The organism is Methylorubrum zatmanii (assembly GCF_014845115.1).
GTDB classification, from domain to species: Bacteria; Pseudomonadota; Alphaproteobacteria; order Rhizobiales; family Beijerinckiaceae; genus Methylobacterium; species Methylobacterium zatmanii.
In genome coordinates this window covers 1-22,320 of record NZ_NKUI01000031.1, presented here as the reverse complement: position 1 = coordinate 22,320, position 22,320 = coordinate 1, and the positions used below count along the sequence as shown (strand labels likewise).

General features: G+C 71.5%; 18 protein-coding genes. 8 read left to right on the top strand and 10 right to left on the bottom strand.

Annotated features, from left to right (window positions below; translation table 11 throughout):
- The first annotated feature begins 190 nt into the window (after positions 1–190).
- The gene (locus MZTS_RS04270; RefSeq protein ID WP_192281951.1) at positions 191–592 is read left to right on the top strand and encodes a DUF3775 domain-containing protein; all 402 of its coding nucleotides are present in this window, start codon (positions 191–193) and stop codon (positions 590–592) included.
- A gap of 157 nt (positions 593–749) precedes the next feature.
- Here MZTS_RS04270 and MZTS_RS04265 read toward each other — a convergent pair whose 3' ends face one another.
- The 4 genes from MZTS_RS04265 to MZTS_RS04250 all read right to left on the bottom strand — a co-directional run bounded on the left by MZTS_RS04265 (position 750) and on the right by MZTS_RS04250 (position 2,576).
- On the bottom strand, positions 750–1,190 hold the full coding sequence (locus tag MZTS_RS04265; RefSeq protein WP_192281948.1) for a phospholipase A2 family protein: 441 nt from the start codon (positions 1,188–1,190) through the stop codon (positions 750–752).
- A 145-nt stretch (positions 1,191–1,335) separates the two neighbouring features.
- The gene (locus MZTS_RS04260) at positions 1,336–2,067 is read right to left on the bottom strand and encodes an outer membrane protein (protein ID WP_192281945.1); all 732 of its coding nucleotides are present in this window, start codon (positions 2,065–2,067) and stop codon (positions 1,336–1,338) included.
- Positions 2,068–2,100: 33 nt separating this feature from the next.
- Positions 2,101–2,316: a hypothetical protein gene (locus tag MZTS_RS04255; RefSeq protein WP_192281943.1), complete on the bottom strand. Its 216-nt coding sequence runs from the start codon at positions 2,314–2,316 to the stop codon at positions 2,101–2,103.
- On the bottom strand, positions 2,313–2,576 hold the full coding sequence (locus tag MZTS_RS04250) for a hypothetical protein (protein ID WP_192281940.1): 264 nt from the start codon (positions 2,574–2,576) through the stop codon (positions 2,313–2,315). Before MZTS_RS04250 ends, MZTS_RS04255 begins: the two co-directional genes overlap by 4 nt.
- 155 nt (positions 2,577–2,731) lie before the next feature.
- Between MZTS_RS04250 and MZTS_RS04245 the strand changes: the two genes are divergently transcribed.
- A complete protein-coding gene (locus tag MZTS_RS04245) occupies positions 2,732–3,607 on the top strand; it encodes a DUF6502 family protein (RefSeq protein WP_192281937.1) in 876 nt (291 codons plus the stop codon).
- Positions 3,604–4,941, top strand: coding sequence for a DUF5666 domain-containing protein (locus tag MZTS_RS04240; RefSeq protein WP_192281934.1), 1,338 nt, complete (start codon positions 3,604–3,606; stop codon positions 4,939–4,941). The genes MZTS_RS04245 and MZTS_RS04240 overlap by 4 nt, the downstream gene beginning before the upstream one ends.
- A 26-nt stretch (positions 4,942–4,967) precedes the next feature.
- On the opposite strand, the gene MZTS_RS04235 is transcribed toward MZTS_RS04240, so the two are convergent.
- From MZTS_RS04235 to cobS, 3 genes are all read right to left on the bottom strand, one after another.
- A complete protein-coding gene (locus MZTS_RS04235; protein ID WP_192281931.1) occupies positions 4,968–5,660 on the bottom strand; it encodes a retropepsin-like aspartic protease family protein in 693 nt (230 codons plus the stop codon).
- A complete protein-coding gene (locus MZTS_RS04230; protein WP_192281954.1) occupies positions 5,657–5,866 on the bottom strand; it encodes a DUF1289 domain-containing protein in 210 nt (69 codons plus the stop codon). The genes MZTS_RS04235 and MZTS_RS04230 overlap by 4 nt, the downstream gene beginning before the upstream one ends.
- A 118-nt stretch (positions 5,867–5,984) precedes the next feature.
- Complete coding sequence (gene cobS, locus MZTS_RS04225) at positions 5,985–6,815, bottom strand: adenosylcobinamide-GDP ribazoletransferase (RefSeq protein ID WP_009866826.1); 831 nt, start codon at positions 6,813–6,815, stop codon at positions 5,985–5,987.
- 169 nt (positions 6,816–6,984) lie between these two features.
- On the opposite strand from cobS, the gene cobT reads away from it, so the two are divergent.
- Positions 6,985–8,010, top strand: coding sequence for a nicotinate-nucleotide--dimethylbenzimidazole phosphoribosyltransferase (cobT, locus tag MZTS_RS04220; protein WP_192281929.1), 1,026 nt, complete (start codon positions 6,985–6,987; stop codon positions 8,008–8,010).
- Positions 8,011–8,018: 8 nt separating this feature from the next.
- Here cobT and MZTS_RS04215 read toward each other — a convergent pair whose 3' ends face one another.
- Positions 8,019–9,560, bottom strand: a complete 1,542-nt coding sequence (locus tag MZTS_RS04215) for a sensor histidine kinase (protein ID WP_192281926.1) — start codon at positions 9,558–9,560, stop codon at positions 8,019–8,021.
- A 231-nt stretch (positions 9,561–9,791) separates the two neighbouring features.
- Between MZTS_RS04215 and MZTS_RS04210 the strand changes: the two genes are divergently transcribed.
- The 3 genes from MZTS_RS04210 (at position 9,792) to MZTS_RS04200 (ending at position 16,617) form a co-directional block, all read left to right on the top strand.
- Entirely contained in the window at positions 9,792–10,247 is a 456-nt protein-coding gene (locus MZTS_RS04210; RefSeq protein ID WP_009864209.1) for a (2Fe-2S)-binding protein, read from the top strand.
- 35 nt (positions 10,248–10,282) lie between these two features.
- Complete coding sequence (locus MZTS_RS04205; protein WP_192281923.1) at positions 10,283–12,478, top strand: xanthine dehydrogenase family protein molybdopterin-binding subunit; 2,196 nt, start codon at positions 10,283–10,285, stop codon at positions 12,476–12,478.
- 881 nt (positions 12,479–13,359) lie between these two features.
- Positions 13,360–16,617 (top strand): GAF domain-containing protein, encoded by a 3,258-nt coding sequence (locus MZTS_RS04200; protein WP_378741052.1) that lies wholly within the window; start codon positions 13,360–13,362, stop codon positions 16,615–16,617.
- 60 nt (positions 16,618–16,677) lie between these two features.
- Here the strand turns inward: MZTS_RS04200 and MZTS_RS04195 are convergent, their stop codons facing one another.
- Positions 16,678–19,845, bottom strand: a complete 3,168-nt coding sequence (locus tag MZTS_RS04195; protein ID WP_192281918.1) for an autotransporter family protein — start codon at positions 19,843–19,845, stop codon at positions 16,678–16,680.
- 231 nt (positions 19,846–20,076) lie between these two features.
- Positions 20,077–21,312, bottom strand: a complete 1,236-nt coding sequence (locus MZTS_RS04190) for an amidase family protein (protein WP_192281916.1) — start codon at positions 21,310–21,312, stop codon at positions 20,077–20,079.
- A 113-nt stretch (positions 21,313–21,425) separates the two neighbouring features.
- Here MZTS_RS04190 and MZTS_RS04185 point away from each other — a divergent pair.
- Positions 21,426–22,320: extensin-like domain-containing protein (locus MZTS_RS04185; protein ID WP_192281913.1), on the top strand; the 895-nt coding region annotated here is incomplete at its 3' end.

Here is a 22,320-nt window from a genome sequence, read left to right as displayed (position 1 = left end):
ATCATATGTGTATAAGAGACCGCTCCTTCCCGAACCAATGCCCACGCCACGGGTTGTCGAGGCTCTGCGCCCCGTCGCGGTCTCACGGTACCGGCTCGCCCGGACCGCGGGTCGCGGCGGCCCCGCGCATGGCGTTCGAACCCGACGCGCGCCTTGCCTCCGGCGAGGCCCGTCGAAGCTGGAGTGAAGCATGGACATCGCCCTCGACAAGATCACCGAGATCATCCTGCGCCTGCGGGCGGTCGAGGCGAAGGAGGGCCCGACCGACCCGGATTCCGGCTCCAATCCGACCGATGACGGCGCGACCGACGTACTGGTCGGCGGGACCGACGACGCCACCGAGCAGGAGATCCGCAGCATGATCGCCGGGCTCAACGAGGACGAGCGCGCCGACCTCGGGGCGCTGCTCTATATCGGCCGCGGCGATTACGAGGCGGCGGAATGGGGCGAGGCGGTCCGCTTCGCCAAGGAGCGCGAGGCGGCGGGCGACACGGTGATGCGCGAGCTGCTCGGCTCGCCGGATGCGGCCTCGCTGCTGGAAGAGGGCCTCGACGGCCTGGGCATCAGCCAGGACCTGCCCGAGGCACCGTAAGGTCGTCACCCTCTCCCCGCGCACGGGGAGAGGAAATCTCCGCCGGCCGCGACGACCGATCGGAGGCGAGGCCGGAACCAGGTCTCGCGGACCGCTGAAAACAGGATCGGCCCGGGACGCGCGCCCCGGGCCGACGAAGGACGATGGCCGAAAAGGCTCAGGGCTCGCAGGCCAGGGCTTTCGCACCGAGGGCCACGAACTCCGCCGTCGTGCGCAGTTCCTCGCGGATACGCGGCGAGTGGGCGACGAGGGAGGCCTCACGCTCCAGCCGGTCGTTACACGAGCAGGACGGCAGCCCCGTGCCCGCAGGCGGCGAGCAGGCGTCGTGGTGCATGCAGGCCCGGTCGAGGGGATCGACCGGGGGAAGCCCGGCGCCGCGGCTGCCCGGACCACAGTAATTGCCGTGGAACACGAGCGCGCCTTTGGGCAGGACATTGCCGAGATCGGGGGCCTCCGGGGCCTCCACCGCCGGCGGTTCGACCGCCGGAACGGCGACGGATTGGGCAGAGGCGGCGAGCGGCGCCAGACCGATCAGGGTGGCGGTGAAGCTAGTGACAAGGGAAAGGCGCCGGGCGGCGCGCTGCGAAGCAAGGGCCAAGGTCAAAGTCTCCGTTCGAAATGCTCCCCTCACCGCCCCCTCCGGGCCGAAATCGACGCCCTCATTCGGGGAGGCTGAGCCGTTCAAACGATTTTTCCCCGGCTGTGGTTCACTCCTCGCTCAAGCGTCGCGCCCCGGCTCGCTATTAGAACTTATAGTTCAGGCCACCGCGCACCACACCGAAGCCCGATTCCGAGCGGCCGGTGCCGTAATAGGCCGGGACGGTCGCATCGTAGACCGTCGTGCCGGTGCCGCGCCTGCCGAGATCGACATAGAGCCCTTCGACCTTCACCGAGATGTGGTCGGTGAGGGCGTATTCGACGCCGCCGCCGAGGGCGTAGCCGATCCGGGCCGTGTCCGGCAGGGTATAGGGATAGGAGGCCGCGTAGGGCGACCGGCTGCCGCCGCCATAGGCGAAGCCGCCGGTGCCGTAGACGAGCCAGCGGTCGAAGGCATAGCCGAGACGGCCCCGCACGGTGCCGAACCAGTCGAGGCTCGGCGACACGCCGTAATAGGGCGTGGCGCCGATGGTGCCGTCGCCCCGGCGGCCGAAGCCGGTGCCCTGGATATCGGCCTCGGCGCCGAGCACCCAGCCCGAGCCCGGCGTGAGCTGATAATTGTAGCCGATCTGGCCGCCGCCGACGAAGCCGCCCTTGCCGCCGCTCTCCGTCACGGTGCCGTAGGTGGCATCCGTGTCGCTCGATGCGCCGCCACGGAAGCCGTAGCCGGCATTGGCGCCGACATAGAACCCGGTCCAGGTGAAGACCGGCGGAGCTGGAGGCAGCGGGGGCGCCACGCGCTGCGGCAGGTCGGCGGCGCCGGCTCCGCTCGCCAGAAGGATTCCGGCCAGGCCCGGCAGCATCGAACGTCGGATCATCGTCATCTCTCGTTGAAGGGTGTTGGGAAAGGCTCAGAGCGCGAGCAGCAGCAGGCCGACGACCAGCACGGCCAGGATCAGGCAGAGTGCGAAGTCGATCACGGTCTCGCCGCCGCAGGGCTCGGACTTCGGGTCCATGCGCGGCGCGCGGCGCCGGGCGCGGGAGGACGGCAGGGGATGAGCGAGCGGGCGGACCCGGCTCGCCGCGAGCCCTGCCGTCGGGAAAGCCGTCGGGAGAGCGGCCTTCATCGGACGGCCTCCCGCAGCGCGAGGGCACGCGCCGTCTCCGTCGCGGGGAAGACCGTCGTGGCCAGCGGCGTAGCGTCCGGGCGTCGAAGCCCCGTGACCAGATCGGCAACTGCCGGCAGAGCGAGGGCCGCTGCCAGCACGGCGGCGACGGCAGCACCGCGCATGAGCGGGCGCACCGATGCATCGACCGGCCGGGACTGGCGTGAGACGAGGACGAGGGGCGCCTCAGCCAGAGCGGGTTGGGGTCTCAGTTCGATCATGGGCGTCTCACCGAAGCCGTGGCGCTTACGTGGGAAATTTGACCACTAATTTGTACGTGTGCAAAAATCCCACGTCAAACGAAAATCGGGGAACGCGGGTGTCGGACCGCACATTGTGGGATTGTCTCCCACGGTGCCGTCATTAAGCTCGGGCCATGTCTCAGCCGACCGAAACCGCTCCGCCGCCGGCCGGCGCCGACCTGCACGCGCCGGTCGCGCGTCTGCTGCGCCCGCTCGTGCGCCTGCTGGTGCAGCGGGGCATCACCTTCCCGGCGCTGACCAACCTTCTGCGCGAGCTTTACGTGAACGTCGCCGAGTACGACTTCGCCCTGCCCGGCAAGGAGCAGACCGACAGCCGGGTGAGCCTGCTCACCGGCATCCACCGCAAGGAGGTGCGGCGCTTGCGCGGAGCCGGAGCGCCGGTGAGTCAGGTGCCCGCCACCGTGTCGCGCACGAGCCGGATCATTGCCCGCTGGGTCGCGGCCCCGGAATTCACAGACGGTCAGGGTCGGCCCCTGCCGCTGCCCCGCTCGGCCGAGGATGACGCCCCCTCCTTCGAGAGCCTCGTCGAGGGCGTGACCAAGGATGTGCGCCCCCGCGCCGTGCTCGACGAGTGGCTCGACCGCGGTCTCGCCGTGCTCGACGCGGAGGGCCGCGTGCGGCTTCTGGAGGCGGCCTACCTGCCGAAGGGCGGGGCCGAGCCGCAGCTCTACTATTTCGGGCGCAACCTCCACGACCACATCGCCGCGGCGGCGGAGAACGTGGCAGGCCCCTCCCCCCGCTTCTTCGAGCGCGCGGTGCATTACGACGGGCTGTCCGACGCCCTCGCCGCCCGGCTGGAGGAGCGGGCCCGGGAGATCGCCATGGGGGCGCTGCGGGAGGCCAATGCCGAGGCGCATGCCGCCTGCGAGGAGGATGCCGGCGGCCGCCATCGCTGGAATTTCGGCATCTACATCTACCGGGAAGAGGGGCCCGCCCGCGATCCCGCCTCGGAGCAGGCCTCCGGGGACGAGGAGGGCCGCGCGCCTTGAGCCGCCTCACTCCGACCCGCCGCGGCCTGCTGGCCCTGCTCGCCGGCACCGCTCTGTGGCGGCCGCGCCCGGCCTGGCCGCAGGCGGAGGGCGACATTCCCCAGGATCGCGGCATCGGCGGCACCGGCGCGCGTCCCTCGGAGGAGGAGAATCCCGGCGGCGACCGCGGCATCGGCGGCACCGGTGTGATCGGCACGATCCGCCGCTTCGGCTCCATCGTCGTCAACGACCTGCGCATCACCTACCCGCCGGACGTGCGGGTGACCATCGACGGCACCCCCGCCCGTGTCGCCGACCTCAAGATCGGCCATGTCGTGCGCGTGGTGGCGCGGGGGCCGGAGGACGGCCTCTCCACCCGCGCCATCGCGGTCACGAGCGAGGTGGTCGGTCCCATCGAGGCCATGGCCAAGGGCCGGCTGACGGTGCTGGGGCAGTCAGTCTCCACGGCCGGCCTCACGACCACGAGGCGCTTCGCGGCCGGCGAGCGCGTCGCGGTGAGTGGCCTGCGCCGGGGCGACGGCACCATCGTCGCGAGCCTGATCGAGCCCCGCCCGGCCGGGGCCGACCGCGTCACCGGGCCGGTGCGGCGCGGCCGGGACGGGAGCCTGCGGATCGGGAGCCTGCGCCTCGTCGGCCTGGAGCCGAGGCTGGCCGGGCAGCGCGCCCTGGTGGAGGGCGAGGCCGGCAAGGCGGGATTGACCGTGGCCTCGGCCCGGGACGTCAGCCGGCCGTTCCCGGCCGGGCTCGCCCGCGCCTCCATCGAGGGCTACGTCGCGCAGGGCGGCGGTAGCCTGCGGCTCGGCTCCGGCCTGTCGGTCTCGGGCCGGGTCGATCCCTCCGCCCTGCCCGGCGCGGGGCGGCCGGCGATCATCGAGACCGGCATCGGCCGGGGCGGGCGAATGACGGTGGAGTCAGTGCGGAGCGAGGCACCGGGTCGCGGTGGACCAGGTTCGGGCGGACAGGGCTTCGGCGGTCGGGAACCGCTTGGCTCGGGTTCCGAACATCCGGGCTCCGGCCCGGCCGGACGGCCCGGACCGGGTGGAGAGGCGCCGTTCTCACGCCCCGGCGGACGCGATACCGGCGGCTTCGGGACAGGGCAGCGCGGGCCGGGCGGCAGCGGGATGCCCGGCGGCTACCCGATCGACACGCGCCCCGGCTCCGGTGCCACGCCCGGAGACGGCTTCGGCGGCGCATTCGGCGGTCCCGGCGGAGGCCCCGGCCGCCCCGGCGGCGGCAGACCCGGCGGGTTCGGCGGGGGAGGACCGGGCGGCTTCGGCGGCGGTGGCGGCCCTGGAGGTTTCGGCGGCGGCGGAGGAGGCGGCGGGCCGCGCTGAGCGGCCCGTCCGGCCCATCCGGCGGGTCAGCGGCTGCGCAGGATCAGCCGGTCGCCACGCACCTCGTAGGAGGGCAGCCGCTGCAGGAAGCTCTGGCCGAGCAGGTTGGTGCTCAACATGCCGGGCCGGCTCACCAGCGCATCGATGTTGCGCTCGGTGATCGGCCCAACGGTGATCGAAGCGAGGCGGATCGGCGCGGCCAGCGCGGTGCCGTTGGCGGTGGAGACGCGCTGGGTGAAATCGCCCTCCGCCGGGCGGATGCCGAGAGCGGCGGCATTCTCGGCGGTGAGCACGACGCTGCTCGCCCCCGTATCGAAGGCGAAGCGCTGCTCGCGGTTGCCGTTCACCTGGGCGAGCACGGCGAAGTCGCCGTCCGAGCGGCGGGTGATCGTCACCTCGCCGCCGGGGCCGACCACGGCGGTGCCGGGGCGCAGGGAGCCGACGAGGTGGGCGCCGACCCGCTGCGCATCCTCGCGATAGGTGTAGCCGGCCACGATCACGGCGCCGATGCCGAGCCAGATCAGGGCGGAGCGCAGGGTCGAGCCGGGCATGGCGAGCGCCTGCCGCCAGCGGCCGGCGACGAGCAGCAGCAGCAGCGCGCCCATCGAGACGAGGCCGGCGAACTGGTCCGAATCCAGCCCCATCACGGGGCCGCCGTCATGGTTGACGACCAGGACGGCGAGGCCGATCCCCAGGATCGCGAGGCCGAGCCACATCATCGCGCGGCCGTCCCCCGCTGCGGATAGGCCCGGCGCAGGCGCTCGGACAGGGTCGCCATGATCGCCAGACGCTGCGGCTCGGAGAGCGAGCCCCACAGGCCGATCTCGTCGCGCGTGCGTCCACAGCCCTCGCACAGGCCGGTGACGGCATCGAGCACGCAGACCTTGGTGCAGGGGGAGGAGGGTTTCGGAGGCGAGGCGATCATCATCGCCGACATGGGACGGGCCCGGCCGTGGAATCAAGGGCGAGAACGCACTCCGCGAGGGAAGGGCCGGAATGGGAAGTCTGTCCTGCCACAGGGCCGATCCGGCATTCGGACAGGCTCACGCCGTCGCCGCCACCAGGGCCAGCAGCACCGTCACCTCGCCGACTTGCTGGCAGGCCCCGACGACGTCGCCGGTCTGGCCGCCGATCTTGCGCCGGGCCAGGACGCTCAGGCCATAGGAGGCCAGGGGAGCGAGGATCAGCGCCAGGACGAGGCCGAGGAGCGGCAGGCCGAGGCCGGCGGCGACCAAAGCGAGGAGCACGCAGAGCCCCCCGGCGATCCCGAGCGTGGCGCGGGTCGGGCGGCCGACGGCGGCACCGGCCCCGCCGGGCCGGGCCGGGGCGAGGAGCGCGATCGGTAGCAGCGCCGCTGTCCGCGACAGGGCGGCGGCGAACAGCAGGGACACGGCGGCGAGGGAGCCGGAGCGGTCGAGGAGCGTCGCGAGCATGGCCGCCCGCAATGCCAGCCCAAGGAACAAGGCGGTGCCGCCATAGGCGCCGATCCGGCTGTCGCGCATGATCTCGAGGCTGCGCTCGCGGGTCTGGCCGCCGCCGAACCCGTCGGCGACGTCGGCCAGGCCGTCCTCGTGCATGGCACCGGTGATGAGGGCGAGGGCGACCAGGGCGAGCGCTGCGGCCACGAACGGCCCGAGCCGGATCTCCCAGGCCAGAACCAGCACGAGGGCGGCGGGAAGGCCGATCAGCAATCCGGCCACCGGCAGCATCCGCGGCACCGTGCGGAAATCGGGCGCGCCGTAGGGCGCCGGCTCGTCGGGCAGCGGCGGGACCGGCAGGCGGGTGAAGAAGCGCAGACAGGCGGCGAGGTCGTAGACCAGCCCCGCGCCGGGAAAGGGCGGCCCGAGATCGCTGCCACCGCTGCGCTGGCTCATCCCCGCTCCCCTTCCGGTCGGGCCGCCTGTACCCTGTGGCCCCTGGCTTCTATAGCGCCGGGACCCTCTTGCCTGCTACGCGGCCTTGGCCGCTATCCGGTCGCAAATTCCTCGCCAATCGAGCGACCTCTTCCGCGATCCCGACCCCGCCGCGCATGAGCCTTCTGCGATGACCTCCGACGCTTCTCCCTTCGCCGACATCCGCCGCCTCGTCACCGAGATGCCCGGCCCCGACGCGGACGCCGTGGCCGCGATCCGGGCAAGGGACGCGAGCCTGACCAAGCCGCCGGGTGCACTGGGACGGCTCGAAGGGCTCGTGGAATGGCTCGGCGCGTGGCAGGGCAAGGCCAAGCCGACCCTCGACCGGCCGATGGTCTGCGTGTTCGCCGGCAGCCACGGCGTCGTCGCGCGCGGCGTCTCGGCCTTCCCGGCGGCGGTCAACCGGCAGATGCTGGAGAACTTCGCCGCCGGAGGCGCCGCGATCAACCAGCTCTGCGCCGCCTACGGCCTCGGCTTCCGGGTGTTCGACCTCGCGGTCGACCTGCCGACCGGCGACATCTGCTCCGGCCCGGCCCTCGACGAGAAGGGCTGCGTCGCCACCATGGCCTTCGGCATGGAGGCGGTGGCGGCCGGCACCGATTGCCTCGCCATCGGCGAAATGGGCATCGGCAACACCACCATCGCGGCGGCGATCTACGCCGCGCTCTACGGCGGCGAGCCGGAGCACTGGGTCGGGCGCGGCACCGGCCTCGACGAGAGCGGCCTCCGGCGCAAGGCCGAGGCCGTCCGGCTGGCGCTCGAAACCCATGCCGGGCATCTCGACGATCCGCTCACGGTCCTGGCGCGGCTCGGCGGGCGGGAGATCGCGGCGATGGCCGGCGCCATCCTCGCGGCGCGGCTGCAACGGGTGCCGGTGGTGCTCGACGGCTACGTGGCGACCGCCGCCGCGGCGGTGCTGCACGCCCTCGACCCCCACGCCCTCGACCATTGCATCGCCGGCCATCTCTCGGCGGAGGGCGCGCACCGGGACGTGCTGGACAGGCTCGGCCTCCAGCCCCTGCTCGCCCTCGACATGCGCCTCGGCGAGGCCTCGGGCGCGGCCCTGGCCCTCGGCCTGCTGAAGGGCGCGCTCGCCTGCCACCGCGACATGGCGACCTTCGAGCAGGCCGGCGTGTCGGGCAAATCGGAGGGCTGAGCCTCCGCTCAGGCCGCCCGGGCGCGCCGGGGCCGCGGGGCCTCGGCCGGCGCCTTGTCCTCGGTGAGGTCCAGGGCCGGCAGGGTGTCCATGCCGCGGCTCGCGGGGAAGGTGACGATCACCTCGGTGCCCTCGCGCGGCTTCGATTTGAGCTGGAAGCCGCCGCCATGCAGGTCGACCAGCCCCTTCACGATCGGCAGCCCGAGGCCGGAGCCCTGCTCGGCGGTCTTGATGGCGAGCGAGCCGCGCCCGAACGAGGACATCACGGTGCCGAGCTCGTCCTCGGGAATGCCGGGCCCCGAATCCTTGACGCTGACATATTGCCCCCCCGACGAGGTCCAGCCGACCTTGATCGTGATCTCGCCGCCCGGGGGCGTGAACTTCACCGCGTTCGACAGGAGGTTGAGCACGATCTGGCGCAGGGCCCGCTCGTCCGCCCAGAGGCGCGGCAGGGAATCGTCGATCAGGCTGGTGAAGGTCTGCCCCTTGCTGCGGGCGCGCAGGGTCATCATGTGGCGGCACTCCTCGACCGTATGGGCGAGCTGCACCGCCTCCTCGGTCAGATCGTAGCGCCCGGCCTCGATGCGCGAGAGGTCGAGGATCTCGTTGATGAGATTGAGCAGGTGCATCCCGCTGTCGTGGATGTCGTTGGCGTATTCCCGATAGGCCGGGGCAGTGTGCACGCCGAACACCTCGTTCTTCATCACCTCCGAGAAGCCGAGGATGGCGTTGAGCGGCGTGCGCAGCTCGTGGCTCATGGTGGCGAGGAAGCGGGATTTGGCGAGGTTCGCCTCCTCCGCCCGCCGCCGGGCCTCGTCGGAATTGGCCTTGGCCTGTTCGAGTTCGGTGAAGATCGCATCCTTCTCCGCCCGCGATTGCAGAGTGCCGACGGCGGAGGCGTAGAGCCGGTGCGCCAAGCCGGCGAAGAACAGCTGACTCGCCACCGTCATCACGACGAGGAGCATCATGTCCATGTCGCGGGTGAACAGGAGCAGCGACAGCGTCGCCAGCATCAGCGGCAGCAGGCCCGAGAGCGCGGCGGCCGGCACCGTCGCCGCCAGCATCGTCGTCACCGCCGCGACGATGACGAGGCCGAACAGCGCGAAGGTGCGCGCCTCGGGAACGGCGACCAGCAGCAGCATCGCCCAGGCGAGGCTCTGGCCGAATTCGGCGGCGATGAAGAGGCGGCTCCAGCGCCGCAGCGACAGGCTTTCCGGGGCCTGCCGCAGAAAGCGATGGCACGACAGGGTCATCAAGGCGCCGGCGCAGAGCGCACCGGCCGACCACACGGCGACCTTCACGCCGGGGACCCAGATCGAGGAGGCCGCGGCGATCACGAGCGCCAGGAGCAGAAGCGGGATCCCCGCGCCGACCCGGTACTGGGCGTAGAGGCGCAGCAACTCGTAATCGAAGGCCCGTTCCAGGCCGCTGGTCGAGGTCAACCGCTCCCGGACCGAGCGCATCTCGCGCGCAATGCCCCGGCGCTTGGCCACCTCCTGCGAGGAGGGACCGCGCCCACGCTGAACCATCTCGACTGTGAGGTCGGCCATGCCAATAGGGATCGGAGCGCGAGGAATGGATCGGTCGAGGGGCGATGGCCGATGCGACGTCGGAGAGCCGACAAGGTGCCTTGCGAACCGTTAAGAAGCGGCTTCGGCGGTCGGGCGAATTGTCGGCATCGGGGCGGTGGCGGCGCATCCTGAATACAGGTGCGCTGCCGCACATCGGCCGGCGGCATCCCGGATCAGAATCGGAATGATTCCAGATCTCGGAGCCGAGCCATGCTGACCCTCAACCTGAACGGCGTGGTCCGGGAGGTCGATGCCGATCCCGATATGCCCCTGCTCTGGGTGATCCGCGACCGTCTCGACATGACCGGCACCAAGTATGGTTGCGGCATCGCCCAATGCGGCGCCTGCACCGTGCACATGGACGGGCAGCCGGTGCGCTCCTGCCAGACCCGCATCGGCGATGTCGGCGAGGCCAGGATCACCACGATCGAGGGCGTCGAGGGCAAGGTGGCCGATGCGGTGAAGGCGGCTTGGCGCGGCCTCGACGTGGTGCAGTGCGGCTACTGCCAGTCCGGCCAGATCATGTCGGCCATCGGCCTGCTCAGCGACAACCCGAAGCCCACCGACGCCGATATCGACGGCGCCATGGACGGCAATGTCTGCCGCTGCGGCACCTATCAGCGCATTCGCGCCGCCATCCACGAAGCCGCCCGCTCGCTCGCCTGAGCCGCCGCGCAATCCCACGGAACCAGGAGCCCGGCATGCTCAAGCTCGATCTCACCACCGCGCCCGCTCCGTCCCGGCGCGCCTTCCTCACCGGCGCGGCGGCGGGCGCCGTGCTGCTGGCCTTCCGCCTCGACCTCAAGGGCGCCCGCGCGGCGGAGGGCTCCGATGCCCTGGCCAAGATGCCGGCCCAGCCCAACGCCTTCGTGCGGATCGCCGCCGACGACACCGTGACGGTGATGATCAAGCATCTCGACATGGGCCAGGGCAACACCACCGGGCTGGCCACCATCCTCGCCGACGAGCTCGACGCGGATTGGGGCCAGATGCGGGTCGCCTTCGCCCCCGCCGACGCCAAGCTCTACGCCAACCTGCTGATGGGGCCGGTCCAGGGCACCGGCGGCTCGACGGCGATCGCCAATTCCTGGTTCCAGCTCCGCAAGGCCGGCGCCGCCGCCCGCGCCATGCTGGTGGCCGCCGCCGCCGAGAAATGGGACGTGCCGGCGGGGGAGATCTCGGTGGCGAAGGGGGTCGTCCGCCACGCCTCCGGCAAGCAGGCTCGTTTCGGCGAGCTGGCGGAAGCCGCCGCCGCCAAGCCGGTGCCGCAGGAGCCCCGCCTCAAGACCCCGGCCGAGTGGACGCTGATCGGCCAGCGCGTGCCGCGCATCGATTCCGCCGCGAAGACCGATGGCAGCGCGATCTACTCCCTCGACATCCGCCGCCCCGGTCAGGTGACGGCCCTGGTGGCCCACCCGCCGCGCTTCGGCGCCGGCGTGAAGAGCGTCGACTCCGCAGTTGCGCGGACAATGCCGGGCGTGATCGACATCGTCACCATCCCGACCGGCGTCGCGGTCATCGCCCGCGACACTTGGACCGCGATGAAGGCCCGCGAAGCTCTCGCGATCACCTGGGACGATTCCGCCGCCGAGACCCGCTCGTCGGACGTGATCCTCGCCGCATACCGCGAGACCGCCAAGACTCCCGGCTTCGTCGCCTCGCAGGCGGGCGACGCCGAGGCCGGCATCAAGGGCGCGGCCAAGGTGCTGGAGGCGGAGTTCTCCTTCCCCTACCTCGCCCATGCGGCGATGGAGCCCCTCAACGCCACCATCGAGCGGGCGGCGGACGGCTCCTTCGACGTCTATGCCGGCTGCCAGCTTCAGACCGTGGAGCAGGCGGTGGTCGCGGCGACGCTCGGCGTCACCACCGACAAGGTCCGGCTGCACACGCAATGGGCCGGCGGCTCGTTCGGCCGGCGGGCGACGCCGGGGGCCGATTACTTCGCCGAGGCCGCCGCGATCGTGAAGGCCTGGAACGGCAAGGCGCCGGTCCATCTCGTCTGGACCCGCGAGGACGACATGGCCGGCGGCTATTACCGTCCGCAGGTGTTCCACACGGTGACGGCCGGCCTCGACGCCAAGGGCCAGATCACCGGCTGGCGCCACGCCATGGTCGGCAAGTCGATCATGATCGGCTCACCGTTCGAGGCGATGCTCGTCAAGAACGGCATCGACTCGACCACCGTCGAGGGCGCCTCCGACACGCCCTACGCCCTGCCCGCCTACCGCTTCGAGGTGCACAATGCCCGCGAGGGCGTGCCGGTGCTGTGGTGGCGCTCGGTCGGCCACACCCATACCGCCCATGTCATGGAGGTGTTCATCGACGAACTCGCCCATGCCGCGGGCTCCGACCCCGTCGCCTATCGCCTGTCGCTGCTCACGCGCGCGCCGCGCCTCTCGGGCGTGCTGCGGCTGGCCGCCGACAAGGCCGGCTGGAGCGCCAAACCCTCCGAGAAGGGCCGTGGCCTCGGCGTCGCGGTCCACGAATCCTTCGGCTCCTACGTCGCGATGGTGGCCGACGTGACGGCGGGCGAGTCCGGCGTGAAGGTCAACCGCATCGTCGCCGCCGTCGATGTCGGTGTGGCCGTCAACCCGGACGTGGTGCGCGCTCAGGTCGAGGGGGCGGTCGGCTTCGCCCTCTCGTCGGTGCTGCGCAACCGCATCACCCTCAAGGACGGCGTGGTGCAGGAGAAGAACTTCGACAGCTACCAGCCGACCCGCATCTCGGAAATGCCGCAGGTGGAGGTCCACATCGTGCCCTCCGACGTCGCCCCGACCGGGATCGGCGAGCCCGGCGTGCCGGTGCTGGCGCCGGCCATCGCCAACGCGGTCTTCGCCGCCACCGGCCAGCGCCTGCGCTCCCTGCCCCTCGACCTGTCGAGTCTGCGCGGAGCGTAAACGGGCTCGACAAGAACTCGGCGCACGCGGTTTTGCCTCCGGCTCCGACCGCGCGAGCGTTTTTCTTCAAAGAGATGAGAATGGGGTCGTAAAATCTCCCAGTCTGCCTTGAGCCTCTTCTGCCCCACAGCTCGGGCTGACCCTGAGGCAGTGGACAGCGAACCTACCGCAAACGAACCATCCCTGCACAACGTGCCTCATCTCTCTGCAAGTACTTTACAACCTCGCCCGACCATCGCTTAGGTTCATCCTCGCACGCCGTTCCGGACCCACCATCCGGGATGGCGCGCGAACGAGCGAGCGTGGGACATGGGATGGGCGAGAGAACACACCCGTCCGTCTGGCCACCGGGCGGCGGTGCCATGGGCCTGCGCATCCGCGAGCACGACTGGGCGACGACACCGCTGGGTCCGATCCCCTCCTGGCCGGACGGGTTGCGTGCCGCCGTCACGGTCGTGCTCGACATGGCCCTGCCCGCTTCCCTGGCCTGGGGCGAGGGCGGCATCACCCTGTGCAACGACGCCTTCGCGCGCCTGCTCGGCACGGACACCGATCCGCTCGGGAAACCCTTCGCCGGCCTCGGATCGAAGGAGGCCACGTCGCTGATCCGGCGCGCCTATGCCGGCGAGGCGGCCCGCGCCGAAGCGGTGCCGATCCTCATCCCCCGATCCGGTCCGGCGGCGCGGACCGTCGCCCTCTCGGTGAGCCCCCTGCGGGACGCCCAGGGATCGGTCGCCGGAATGCTTGCCATCGTCACCCGGACGAACGCCCCGGCGCGGCCGCTGCCGACCTTCGCCGCCTCGCGCGAAGAGGCGGAGCGGGTCCGGGCCGAGGCGGCGCTGCGGGACAGCGAAGCCAAGTACCGCACCCTGTTCCAGACCATGGGCCAGGGCTTCTGCGAACTCGAACTCGTGCGCGACGGACGGGGACGGGCGGTCGACTTCCGCTACATCGAACTCAATCCCGCCTTCGAACGGCTGGTCGGCCTTCCGGCGGCGAAGGCCCGCGGGCGGCTCGGGCAGGAGGTGCTGCCCGGCCTCGAACGCCGGTGGGCGGAGACCTACGAGCGGATCGTGGCGACGGGCGAGCCGGCGCGGTTCGAGCAGGCGGCCGACCTCCTGAGGCGCTGGTACGAGGTCTCGGTCTATCCGCAGGGCGGCGACCGGCTGCTGGTGCTCTACGACGACGTCACCGATCGGAAGGCGGCCGAGGAGGCCCTGCGCGAACGCGAGGAGCGGCACGCCTTCCTGCTGACACTCACTGACACCGTGCGGGCGCTGACCGATCCGGTGACGATCCAGCGCGAGGCCTGCCGGCTCCTGGCCGAGCGGCTGGAGGTGGACCGGGCCTGCTACGCCGCCGTCGACGAGGCCGGCGGCCTCGTCCGGATCGAATGGGACCATGTTCGCGGCGATCTCGCCTCCCTCGCCGGTCGCCACCGGCTGACAGATCTTGCCTGGGTCACCTCGGTCCTTCGCCGCGGCGAATGCCTCGTCGTGTCCGATACGCGGGACACGCCCGGCATCCCGGACGCCGACCGGAGCACGCTCGACCGGCTCCGCATCATCGCCGGCATGGGCGTGCCGCTGATCAAGAACGGTGTGCTGGTCGGCGCCCTCTGCGTCGCACAGTCCCGACCGAGGATCTGGACGAAGGACGAGTTCGAATTGTTGCGCGACGTCACAGAACGCGTCTGGGGCGCCGTGAGGCGGGGCGGAGCCGAGACGGACATCCTGCGCAAGAACGCGATTCTGGAGGGCATCAACCGCATCTTCTGCGAAGCGCTCACCGCCTCGACGGAAGAGGAGCTGGGGCGCGCCTGCCTGGCGGTCACCGAGGCGGTGACGGAGAGCGCGTTCAGCTTCATGGGAGAGATCAACCGCGAGACCGGACATTTCGACGAGTTGTCCATCAGCGATCACGGCTGGGAACACTTCACCATGGAGGATCCCGCTTTCCCCAAGGGGAAGGCGCCGATGGGCCTGATGATCCGCGGCCTCTTCGCCCGCGTGCTCCTCGACGGCAAAAGTCTCATCGCCAACGATCCGCCCTCACACCCGGACTGGATCGGGCCACCGAAAGGCCACCCGCCGCTCGACGCCTTTCTCGGCGTGCCGCTGGTCCAGGAGGGCCGGGTCATCGGGATGATCGGGCTCGGCAACCGGCCGGGCGGCTTCCGCCCCGAAGACAGGGAGGCCGCCGAGGCCCTGGCCCCGGCCATCCTCCAGGCGCTGCGGAGCAAGCGGACGGCGGACACCCTGCGCGACAGCGAGGAGCGGTTCCGCACCCTCGCCGAACTGGTGCCGAGCCCGCTCTGGCAGCTCGATCTGCAGGGCCGGACCATCGTCGTGAACCAGCAATGGGGCGACTATACCGGCCAGGGCACGACGGATGTGGAGGACGGAGGCTGGATGGCGGCCATCCACCCCGACGATATCGAGGAGACGCTCCGGATCTTCGCCGAGGGGTTCGCCAGCGGCCGCCAGTTCGAGCGGCAGCATCGGATCCGCCGCTGGGACGGGGTCTATCGCTGGTTCCTGGTCCGGCACGCCCCGGCTCGGGATGCCGAGGGGCGGGTGGCGCGCTGGTTCGGCGCGGCCACGGACATCCACGACCAGTATCTCGCCGCCGAGAGCCTGCGGGCGGACGAGGCCCGCCAGACCTTCCTGCTGGACCTCACCGACAGGCTGCAGGGCCTGAACGACCCACAGGAGACCCTGCGCACCGCCGTCGATGGCCTCGGGCAGCATCTCGGGGTCAGCCGCGTCGGCTATGCCCGCGTCTCCGCCGATGGCGAGACCATCGAGCGGCAGGTCGGCTACATCGCCCAGGGCGAGGCTCCCATCGGGCCGCTGCGCGCGCGGGATTTCAAGGGAGGCCTTCTCGGCCGGCTCCGGAGCGGCGAGACCGTCGTCCTCGACGCGATCGGGGACAACCGGGACGCCGCGCTCTGGCACAGCATGGGGATCGACAGCCTGATCCTGATCCCGCTCATCCGGGACGGGCGGCTGCGCGCCATCTTCTACCTGACCCATGACCGGCCCCGGCCCTGGTCGCGGGCTGAGGTGGCGCTGGCCGAGGACGTGGCAGCGCGGACCTGGGACGCGGCCGAGCGCGCGCAGGCGGAGACGGAGCTGCGCGCGAGCGAGGCCCGGCAGCGCGTTCTGGTCGAGGGCATTCCCCAACTGCTCTGGCGGGCAGAGAGCGGCGGCGGCTGGACCTGGGCCAGCCCGCAATGGTGCGCCTATACCGGCCAGAGCGAGGATGACAGCCGCGGCTTCGGCTGGGTCGATATGCTCCACCCGGAAGACCGCGAGCGGGCCAGGCAGGCCTGGAGCAGCGCCGAGACCGCCCGCGCCCTCACCGTCGATTACCGCGTCCGCCATGCGGGCGAAGGCCGCTACCGCTGGTTCCAGAGCCGGGCCCTGCCGGTGCGGGAGGCGGATGGCGCCGTCGAGTGGCTCGGCACCTCCACCGATATCGATGACCTGCGCCGACTCCAGGAGCAGCAGGGGGTGATGGTCGCCGAATTGCAGCACCGCACCCGCAACCTCATCACGGTGGTGCGCTCGCTGGCGGAGCAGACCATGGCCGGGAGCGCCTCGATCGAGCTGTTCCGCAGCCGGTTCTACGACCGGCTCGCGGTGCTCTCGCGGGTGCAGGGCCTGCTGTCCCGCTCGAATCTCGAACCGATCACGCTACGCACCCTGATCAGCACCGAACTCGACGCCCTGGGCGCCTGGGAGGCGGCGGAACGCATCCATCTCGACGGCCCCTCCGTGCGGCTGCGCAAGGCGACGGTCCAGACCTTCGCACTGGCCCTGCATGAACTCGCCACCAACGCCCGCAAATACGGTGCCCTGGCGACCGGGACCGGGCGGCTATCGGTCACGTGGCGGACCTATGCCGAGGACGGCCGGACGCGCCTCGTCCTCGATTGGGCCGAGGAGGGGGGCGAGCGACCGGCCGGGAACCCCCCGCCGTTCCGGCGCGGCTTCGGGCGCGAATTGATCGAGAAGGCGCTGCCCTACTCCCTCGACGCGCGCACCCGCTACGAACTGAGCGAGACCGGGCTGATCTGCTCCATCGATCTGCCCCTGACCGACCGACGCAGGGCGGATGAAAATCCGCTTACGTGACGGGGCAACCGGGCCGGACCGCGGATCCGGCCCGGTTGCATCGGATGACCTCGGCCCGCCTCACCAGCGATAGGTGAAGCCACCTTTCACCGCATGGTCCTGGGCGCGGGCGCCGACTTGGCCGGTATAGGCGAGCCCGAGCGTGGCCTGGGCCGAGATCCGCAAGTCGAGTCCGGCGCTCGCCACCAGGGCATCGCGGTCGATCGGGATGCCCGCCGTCACGAAGGAGTTCCCGCCCTGGAAGGCCAGCAGGGCGGCCGGGACCACGTCGCCGAAGGCGCGGCGATAGCCGAGGAGGCCGTGGGCCGCGACGGGCGCGCCGAAGCCGAGATCGAGCTCGGTCTGGGCGCGCAGGCCGGCGGTCACCGTGCCGATGTCGTTGTCGCGGCCGAGACCGCGCAGGGCCGCGGCCCCGCCGGTCTCTTGGAAGCGGTCCTGGCCGATATGGACATAGGCGCCGCCGATGAAGGGCTCGATGGAGGAGAGCGGCGCGGGGGCGGCCCCGTTCGCGGACAGGATCGCGCCCGGCGCGGTGAGGGCGAAGCGGTATCCCAGTTCGCCGAAGCCCTGAATGGTCTGGCCGCCATAGCGCGCCGACTCGGTCTCGGAGAGGCCGGGCAGGCTCACGCTGCGGCGGGTGCGCAGGCTGTTGTCGGCATAGACCGCGCCGAGGCGCAGGGCCACCGCGCCGAACTCGGTGCCGCCATAGACGCCGCCGAAGGCGCTCTCGACCTCGCCCGATTGCAGCCGCCCGGCGGTGTCGAGGTTGGTGCGGGTGTAGCCACCGACCACGCCGATCCGGAACCCGTTCTCCAGCCGCAGGTCGGCGCCGATGGCGAAGCCGGCGGTCTGGCGGGTCAGGCCGGCGGCGTTGCCGTCGCTGCGGGCGTCGCCGAAGCTGCCGAAGCCCTGGCCCCACAGGCCGAACACCCGCGGATCGAGGGTCGTCACCGCCATCGGCACGGAGCGACCCGGCAGGTCGGCGGTGTAGGTCGCGGGGACGGTGCCGGCGGCCAGGGCCGGGCTGCCGCCGCGGCGCAGGCGGTCGAGCAGCGCCTCGCGGACGAAATAGGCGGTCTCGAAGGCCGCCGAGGTCGTGCTGGCATGGATGTCGCCGGTCAGCGTCGCGAAGGCGCCCTGCGCCTGCGCGCCGGTATAGCCGACGACGCGGTCGTAGAGGGCCGACCCGGCGGAGGCGTCGAGACCGGCGGCGGCGGCGGCCTCGTTACGGGTCTGGGCGAAGCTGGCGAAGGGCGTGCCGTTGCGGGTGATCGCCAGATCGACGGTGCGGCCGGTATAGTCGAGATTGCCCGCCACGAAGGCGTAGGCCGGCCCGCTCACACCGTCGAACCGGCCGGTGACGCCGCTCGCCGTGAGGATGCTGTAGCGCCCGATCGGATTGACGATCCCGTCGATCGGCGCGAACGCCACGGTGCCGCCGAGGGCCGCCTGTCCGGTCACCGCGATCCGGTCGGCGCGTCCGGCCGCGCCGGTCTCGATCCGCACCGTCGCGCCGGAGGCGAAGCGGGCATCGCCCGCCACGTTCAGCGTGCCGATCGCGCCGCCGAGGCCGCCGCCCGGGCTGACCGTGCCACCGCTCTGCACCGTGAGGCCGCCGACGCTGCCGGCGCCGCCGAGCACACCGCCGGCCCCGACCGTGGCACGGCCCGCGACCGTGCCGTCGGCGATGAGCGTGCCGGTATTGCCGACGGTGACGTCGGTGGCGACCCGGTCACGGGGATCGAGCTGGAGCGTGCCGGTGACGTTCTGGAAATAGGTCGAGGCGGCGTAGAGGTCGATGCGGGTCCAGTAGCTCAGCGGCGTGCCGTAAAAGGCGGCCAGCGCATTGGTTTCGGTGTTGACCACGATCTGGTTGATCGTCGCCGTCTGCAGGCTTCCGGCGATGCCGCCGTTCGGGGCGATCTGCTGCGCGGCCGCGCTGCTGCCGCCATAGACCGGGGCGAGCAGGATCGCGGCATCGGGCCCGCCGGCCGGCGCCGCCTCGCGCGGTCCTTGCGCGAAGCTCAGGGTCGGCAGCCCGTAGGTCAGGCGCTGGCGGTAGAGCGCCGCGTTGGCGTCGGTGACGAGATAGGGGTTGCCGGCGGTGTTGGCCGCGCTCGCGGCGCAGGCCGCGACGGTGGTGCCGCACTGGGCCGCGAGATAGGCCTGGATCTGCGTCGAGGCCTGGGTGAACAGGCTCGGCATGTCGAGGGCCGTGCCGGTGGTCGTGGTGGTGTTGAGATAGGCCGGATTGGTGAGCGCCTGTGCGATGTCGTAGCTCGCCAGCGCCCGGCCGCCGATCACGTCGAGGGGATAATGGACGCCCAGCACGATGCGGCTGTCGCCATACTCGGCTCCGCGGGCGAGCATTCCCTGATATTGCTGCGGCACCAGCATCGCCTGGAGAATGCTGGTGGTGTAGCCGTAGGTGGTGTGGCCGCTGGGGAAGGCCGGATTGGTCGCGATGCCGTTGAGGGCCGTCGGGTCGAACCGGTTGTAACGGTCCGGCGCCACCTGGACCGGCCGGGAATCGCCGTAGACGTTCTGGCCCGGCTGCAGATTGGTGACGCCGTAGGCGAGGTCGTAGACGCTGTCCCGGGTGTTGGGCAGGCCGTTGGCGCTCGGCAGGCTGTATCCGGCCGGGGCGATAGCGGGCACCGCGACGTAGTTGGCGGGCGTCACCGCAGGATTGTTGGCCGCGCCGTTGGCGAAGTAGTTCTTGGCCACCGCCGAATCCGCGCCGGTGAAGCCGTTGGCCCGGACGATCAGGTCGACCACGCGGCCGAGGGGCCCTGCGGTGCCGGAGGCGGTGCCCTGCTGGTAGAGCACGCCGAGCCGGGGACCGAGGCCGCCCACCGTCTGCTGCGGCACGATGCCGTTGATCGGCGTCTGCGCCGGCAGGCCGCCCGCGAGATTGCCGCCGGCGCCGTAAATGCCGAGCCCCACCGAGGACAGGTTGTTCGTCGCCGAGCCGAGGATGCTCTTATCGCTGATCGCCCGCTGCTGCCGGGCGAGGTCGGCGGTGTTGTTGAGCACCACGCCCTGATCGAGATTGAGCTTCAGGGTGTCGCGGCCGGCCTCGCTCCCGTTGAGCGCCAGGAACGGGCCGAGCAGGTTGATGACGTTGGCATTGGCCCCGGTGATGTTGGCCGTTTGGGCCTGCGCCGCCGTCGCGCCGAGGGCGCCGACAAGCAGGGCGAGGAGCGAGACGCCGTCCGCGTAACGCATGGGATGTCCTCCGAAAAATCGAATCGGCAGAGCCGTCCGGAGGACCCTTGTTCAAGCTGGGCCGTGGCGCCCGTTCATAATCGTGTCACATTAATCTTTGGCAATTTCGTTGCATCGCAGCAACACCCATGCAATCAGCGCCAAGGACGGGATTAATACTATATTTGCCGGCTTATAGATCATCGCTCTACCAAGGACCGCCGCGTCGGAACTTGGCCGACCGCCATGACGCTATGCCCGCAGCAACGCCCCCTCGATCATCCGCGCCACGGCCAGAGCCCGGCCGTCGTCGCCGAAGCGGGCGACGACCTGCACGCCGAGGGGCAGCCCGTCCCCCGGCACCGGGACGTTGACGCAGGGCACGCCCATCAGGGTCCAGAGCCGGTTGAAGCGGGCATCCCCCGTCGAGCCGAGCCCCTGCGGAGCCCGGCCGACGCTCGACAGGGTCAGGATCGCATCGACATCCGAGAACGTCTCCTTGAGGAGCCGGCGCGCCCGGTGGGCATCGCGGCGGCCGGCATCGTAATCGGCCGTGTTCAGGGCCTGCGCCCGGTCGAGCTGCCCGCGCAGGATCGGCGGCAAGGCATCGCGATGGACGGCATATTCCCAGGCGAGGGCCTGGCGCGCCTCGACATCCTGCACGGTCGGATGCGCCCTCCAGGCCTGCGCGAAGGGCTCGGGCAGGGTCAGATCGGTCACCACCGCTCCGGCCCGCTCCGCGGCCCGCGCCGCGCGCATCAGGGCCGCGACGGCATCGTCGTCGGCGCTGCCGGCAAAATCCTGGAGGCAGAGGGCGAGGCGCGGGCGCTCCGGCGCCGCCGTCTCGATCTCCGGCCGGTCGGCGATCAACGCGAGGGCGTGGGCGATGTCGGGAACCGAAGCGCCGAACAGGCCGAGCGTATCGAGGGCCCAGGAGAAGGTCTTCACGCCCACCGTCGGCAGGAGCCGGAACGAGGGCTTGATCGCCGCCACCCCGCAGAAGGCCGCCGGGCGGATCACCGAGCCTCCGGTCTGCGTGCCCAGCGCCAGCGGAAAGATCCCGGCGGCGACGGCGGCGGCCGAGCCGGAGGAGGAGCCGCCCGGCGTGTGACCGGCATCGTGCGGGTTGACGGTGGCGGCGGGGTCGAGGCCGGCGAAGGCCGTGGTCGCGGTCTTGGCGAGCGGAACGGCCCCCAAGGCCCGCAGTCGGGCGACAATGGCGGCATCCGCCCGCGGCCGCCAGCCGGCATAGATGCCGGAGCCGAACTCGGTGGCCATGTCGGCCGTATCGATGATGTCCTTGATCCCCACCGCGATGCCGGCCAGCGGCCCGCTTTCGGGCACGGGCGTCTCCGTGGGAGCGGTGCGCAGGACCGCGCCGAGCGCGGGGTCGCGCTCGGCGATGCGGGCTCTCGCCGCGCGGATCGCGTCCACCGCCGAGAGAGTACCGCCCGTGATGCGGGCGCGGGTATCGAGAAGCGAGATCATGGGCTTCGGATTCGGGGCAGGTATCGATTCTGTCAACAGCGCTCCACATCGGGGCGGCCTCCCCGCCGCATCGTTAGCGGCCCGTTTACGGGACCCTGCGCATCCTGCGCCCCATGTGGCGTAAAGCGTTAGCGTTCTCGGCCCTGGTGCTGTTCGGCGCAGGACTCACGGGCTGTGCGATCAACCGGTTCGAGCGCCGGGAGGCATGGCGCGACCAGGCGGAGCAGATGTGCCTCGCCCGCAAGCTGGTGCAGCCGACGGCCTATGTCTCGCTCGGCCGCGAGATCGACGGCCCCGGTCCCTGCGGCATGCAGCAACCGTTCCGGGTCACCCGGCTCGGCAACGGCGCGGTGGTGCTCAAGCAGCGGGTGACGCTGGCCTGCCCGGCGCTGGCCGAGGCCGAGGCGTGGCTCGCCGACACGATCCAGCCCGCCGCCAACCTCTATTTCGGCGTGCCGGTCGCCGAGATCAACGCCGGCGCCTATGCCTGCCGCGGCCGCAACAACCAAGTCGGTGCCAAGCTCTCCGAGCATTCCTTCGGCAACGCGCTCGACATCATGTCCTTCACCCTGGCGGACGGCCACGTCATCACCGTGAAGGGCGGCTGGCGCGGCACCGAGGCCGAACAGGCCTTCCTGCGCGAGGTGTTCGTGGGCGCCTGCGCCCGCTTCTCGACGGTGCTGGCGCCGGGCTCCAACGTGTTCCACTACGACCATATCCACGTCGATCTGGCGATGCACGACCCGCGCGGGCTGAAGCGCATCTGCAAGCCGCTGCTGAAGTTCGAGTCGCAGCTCAACCCCGCCGACGGCTCGGCCCGGCCGCTGGCCTCGCCCCGGCCGCCCGCGCGCCAGACCGTCCCGACCCAGGCGCCCATCGACGTGGAGGAGGACGATCCCTACGGCGTCTCGCCGGCCGCCGCGCGCAGCGCGCCGACCCGCGTCGCCCGTTCGCCGGCCGCCCCGGCCCCGACCGCCTATACAGCGCCGGCCTCTTATACACATTTCG

Excerpts from the sequence above, each read along its gene's own strand:
- cobS (WP_009866826.1), bottom strand. The coding sequence starts at position 6,815 with ATGAGCCAGCGCAGCGGTGGCAGCGATCTCGGGCCGCCCTTTCCCGGC.
- MZTS_RS04195 (WP_192281918.1), bottom strand. The coding sequence starts at position 19,845 with ATGCGTTACGCGGACGGCGTCTCGCTCCTCGCCCTGCTTGTCGGCGCC.
- MZTS_RS04260 (WP_192281945.1), bottom strand. The coding sequence starts at position 2,067 with ATGATCCGACGTTCGATGCTGCCGGGCCTGGCCGGAATCCTTCTGGCG.
- MZTS_RS04200 (WP_378741052.1), top strand. The coding sequence starts at position 13,360 with ATGGGCCAGGGCTTCTGCGAACTCGAACTCGTGCGCGACGGACGGGGA.
- MZTS_RS04190 (WP_192281916.1), bottom strand. The coding sequence starts at position 21,312 with ATGATCTCGCTTCTCGATACCCGCGCCCGCATCACGGGCGGTACTCTC.
- MZTS_RS04250 (WP_192281940.1), bottom strand. The coding sequence starts at position 2,576 with ATGATCGAACTGAGACCCCAACCCGCTCTGGCTGAGGCGCCCCTCGTC.
- MZTS_RS04205 (WP_192281923.1), top strand. The coding sequence starts at position 10,283 with ATGCTCAAGCTCGATCTCACCACCGCGCCCGCTCCGTCCCGGCGCGCC.
- MZTS_RS04255 (WP_192281943.1), bottom strand. The coding sequence starts at position 2,316 with ATGAAGGCCGCTCTCCCGACGGCTTTCCCGACGGCAGGGCTCGCGGCG.
- MZTS_RS04245 (WP_192281937.1), top strand. The coding sequence starts at position 2,732 with ATGTCTCAGCCGACCGAAACCGCTCCGCCGCCGGCCGGCGCCGACCTG.
- MZTS_RS04210 (WP_009864209.1), top strand. The coding sequence starts at position 9,792 with ATGCTGACCCTCAACCTGAACGGCGTGGTCCGGGAGGTCGATGCCGAT.
- MZTS_RS04235 (WP_192281931.1), bottom strand. The coding sequence starts at position 5,660 with ATGATGTGGCTCGGCCTCGCGATCCTGGGGATCGGCCTCGCCGTCCTG.
- MZTS_RS04215 (WP_192281926.1), bottom strand. The coding sequence starts at position 9,560 with ATGGCCGACCTCACAGTCGAGATGGTTCAGCGTGGGCGCGGTCCCTCC.
- MZTS_RS04270 (WP_192281951.1), top strand. The coding sequence starts at position 191 with ATGGACATCGCCCTCGACAAGATCACCGAGATCATCCTGCGCCTGCGG.
- cobT (WP_192281929.1), top strand. The coding sequence starts at position 6,985 with ATGACCTCCGACGCTTCTCCCTTCGCCGACATCCGCCGCCTCGTCACC.
- MZTS_RS04230 (WP_192281954.1), bottom strand. The coding sequence starts at position 5,866 with ATGATCGCCTCGCCTCCGAAACCCTCCTCCCCCTGCACCAAGGTCTGC.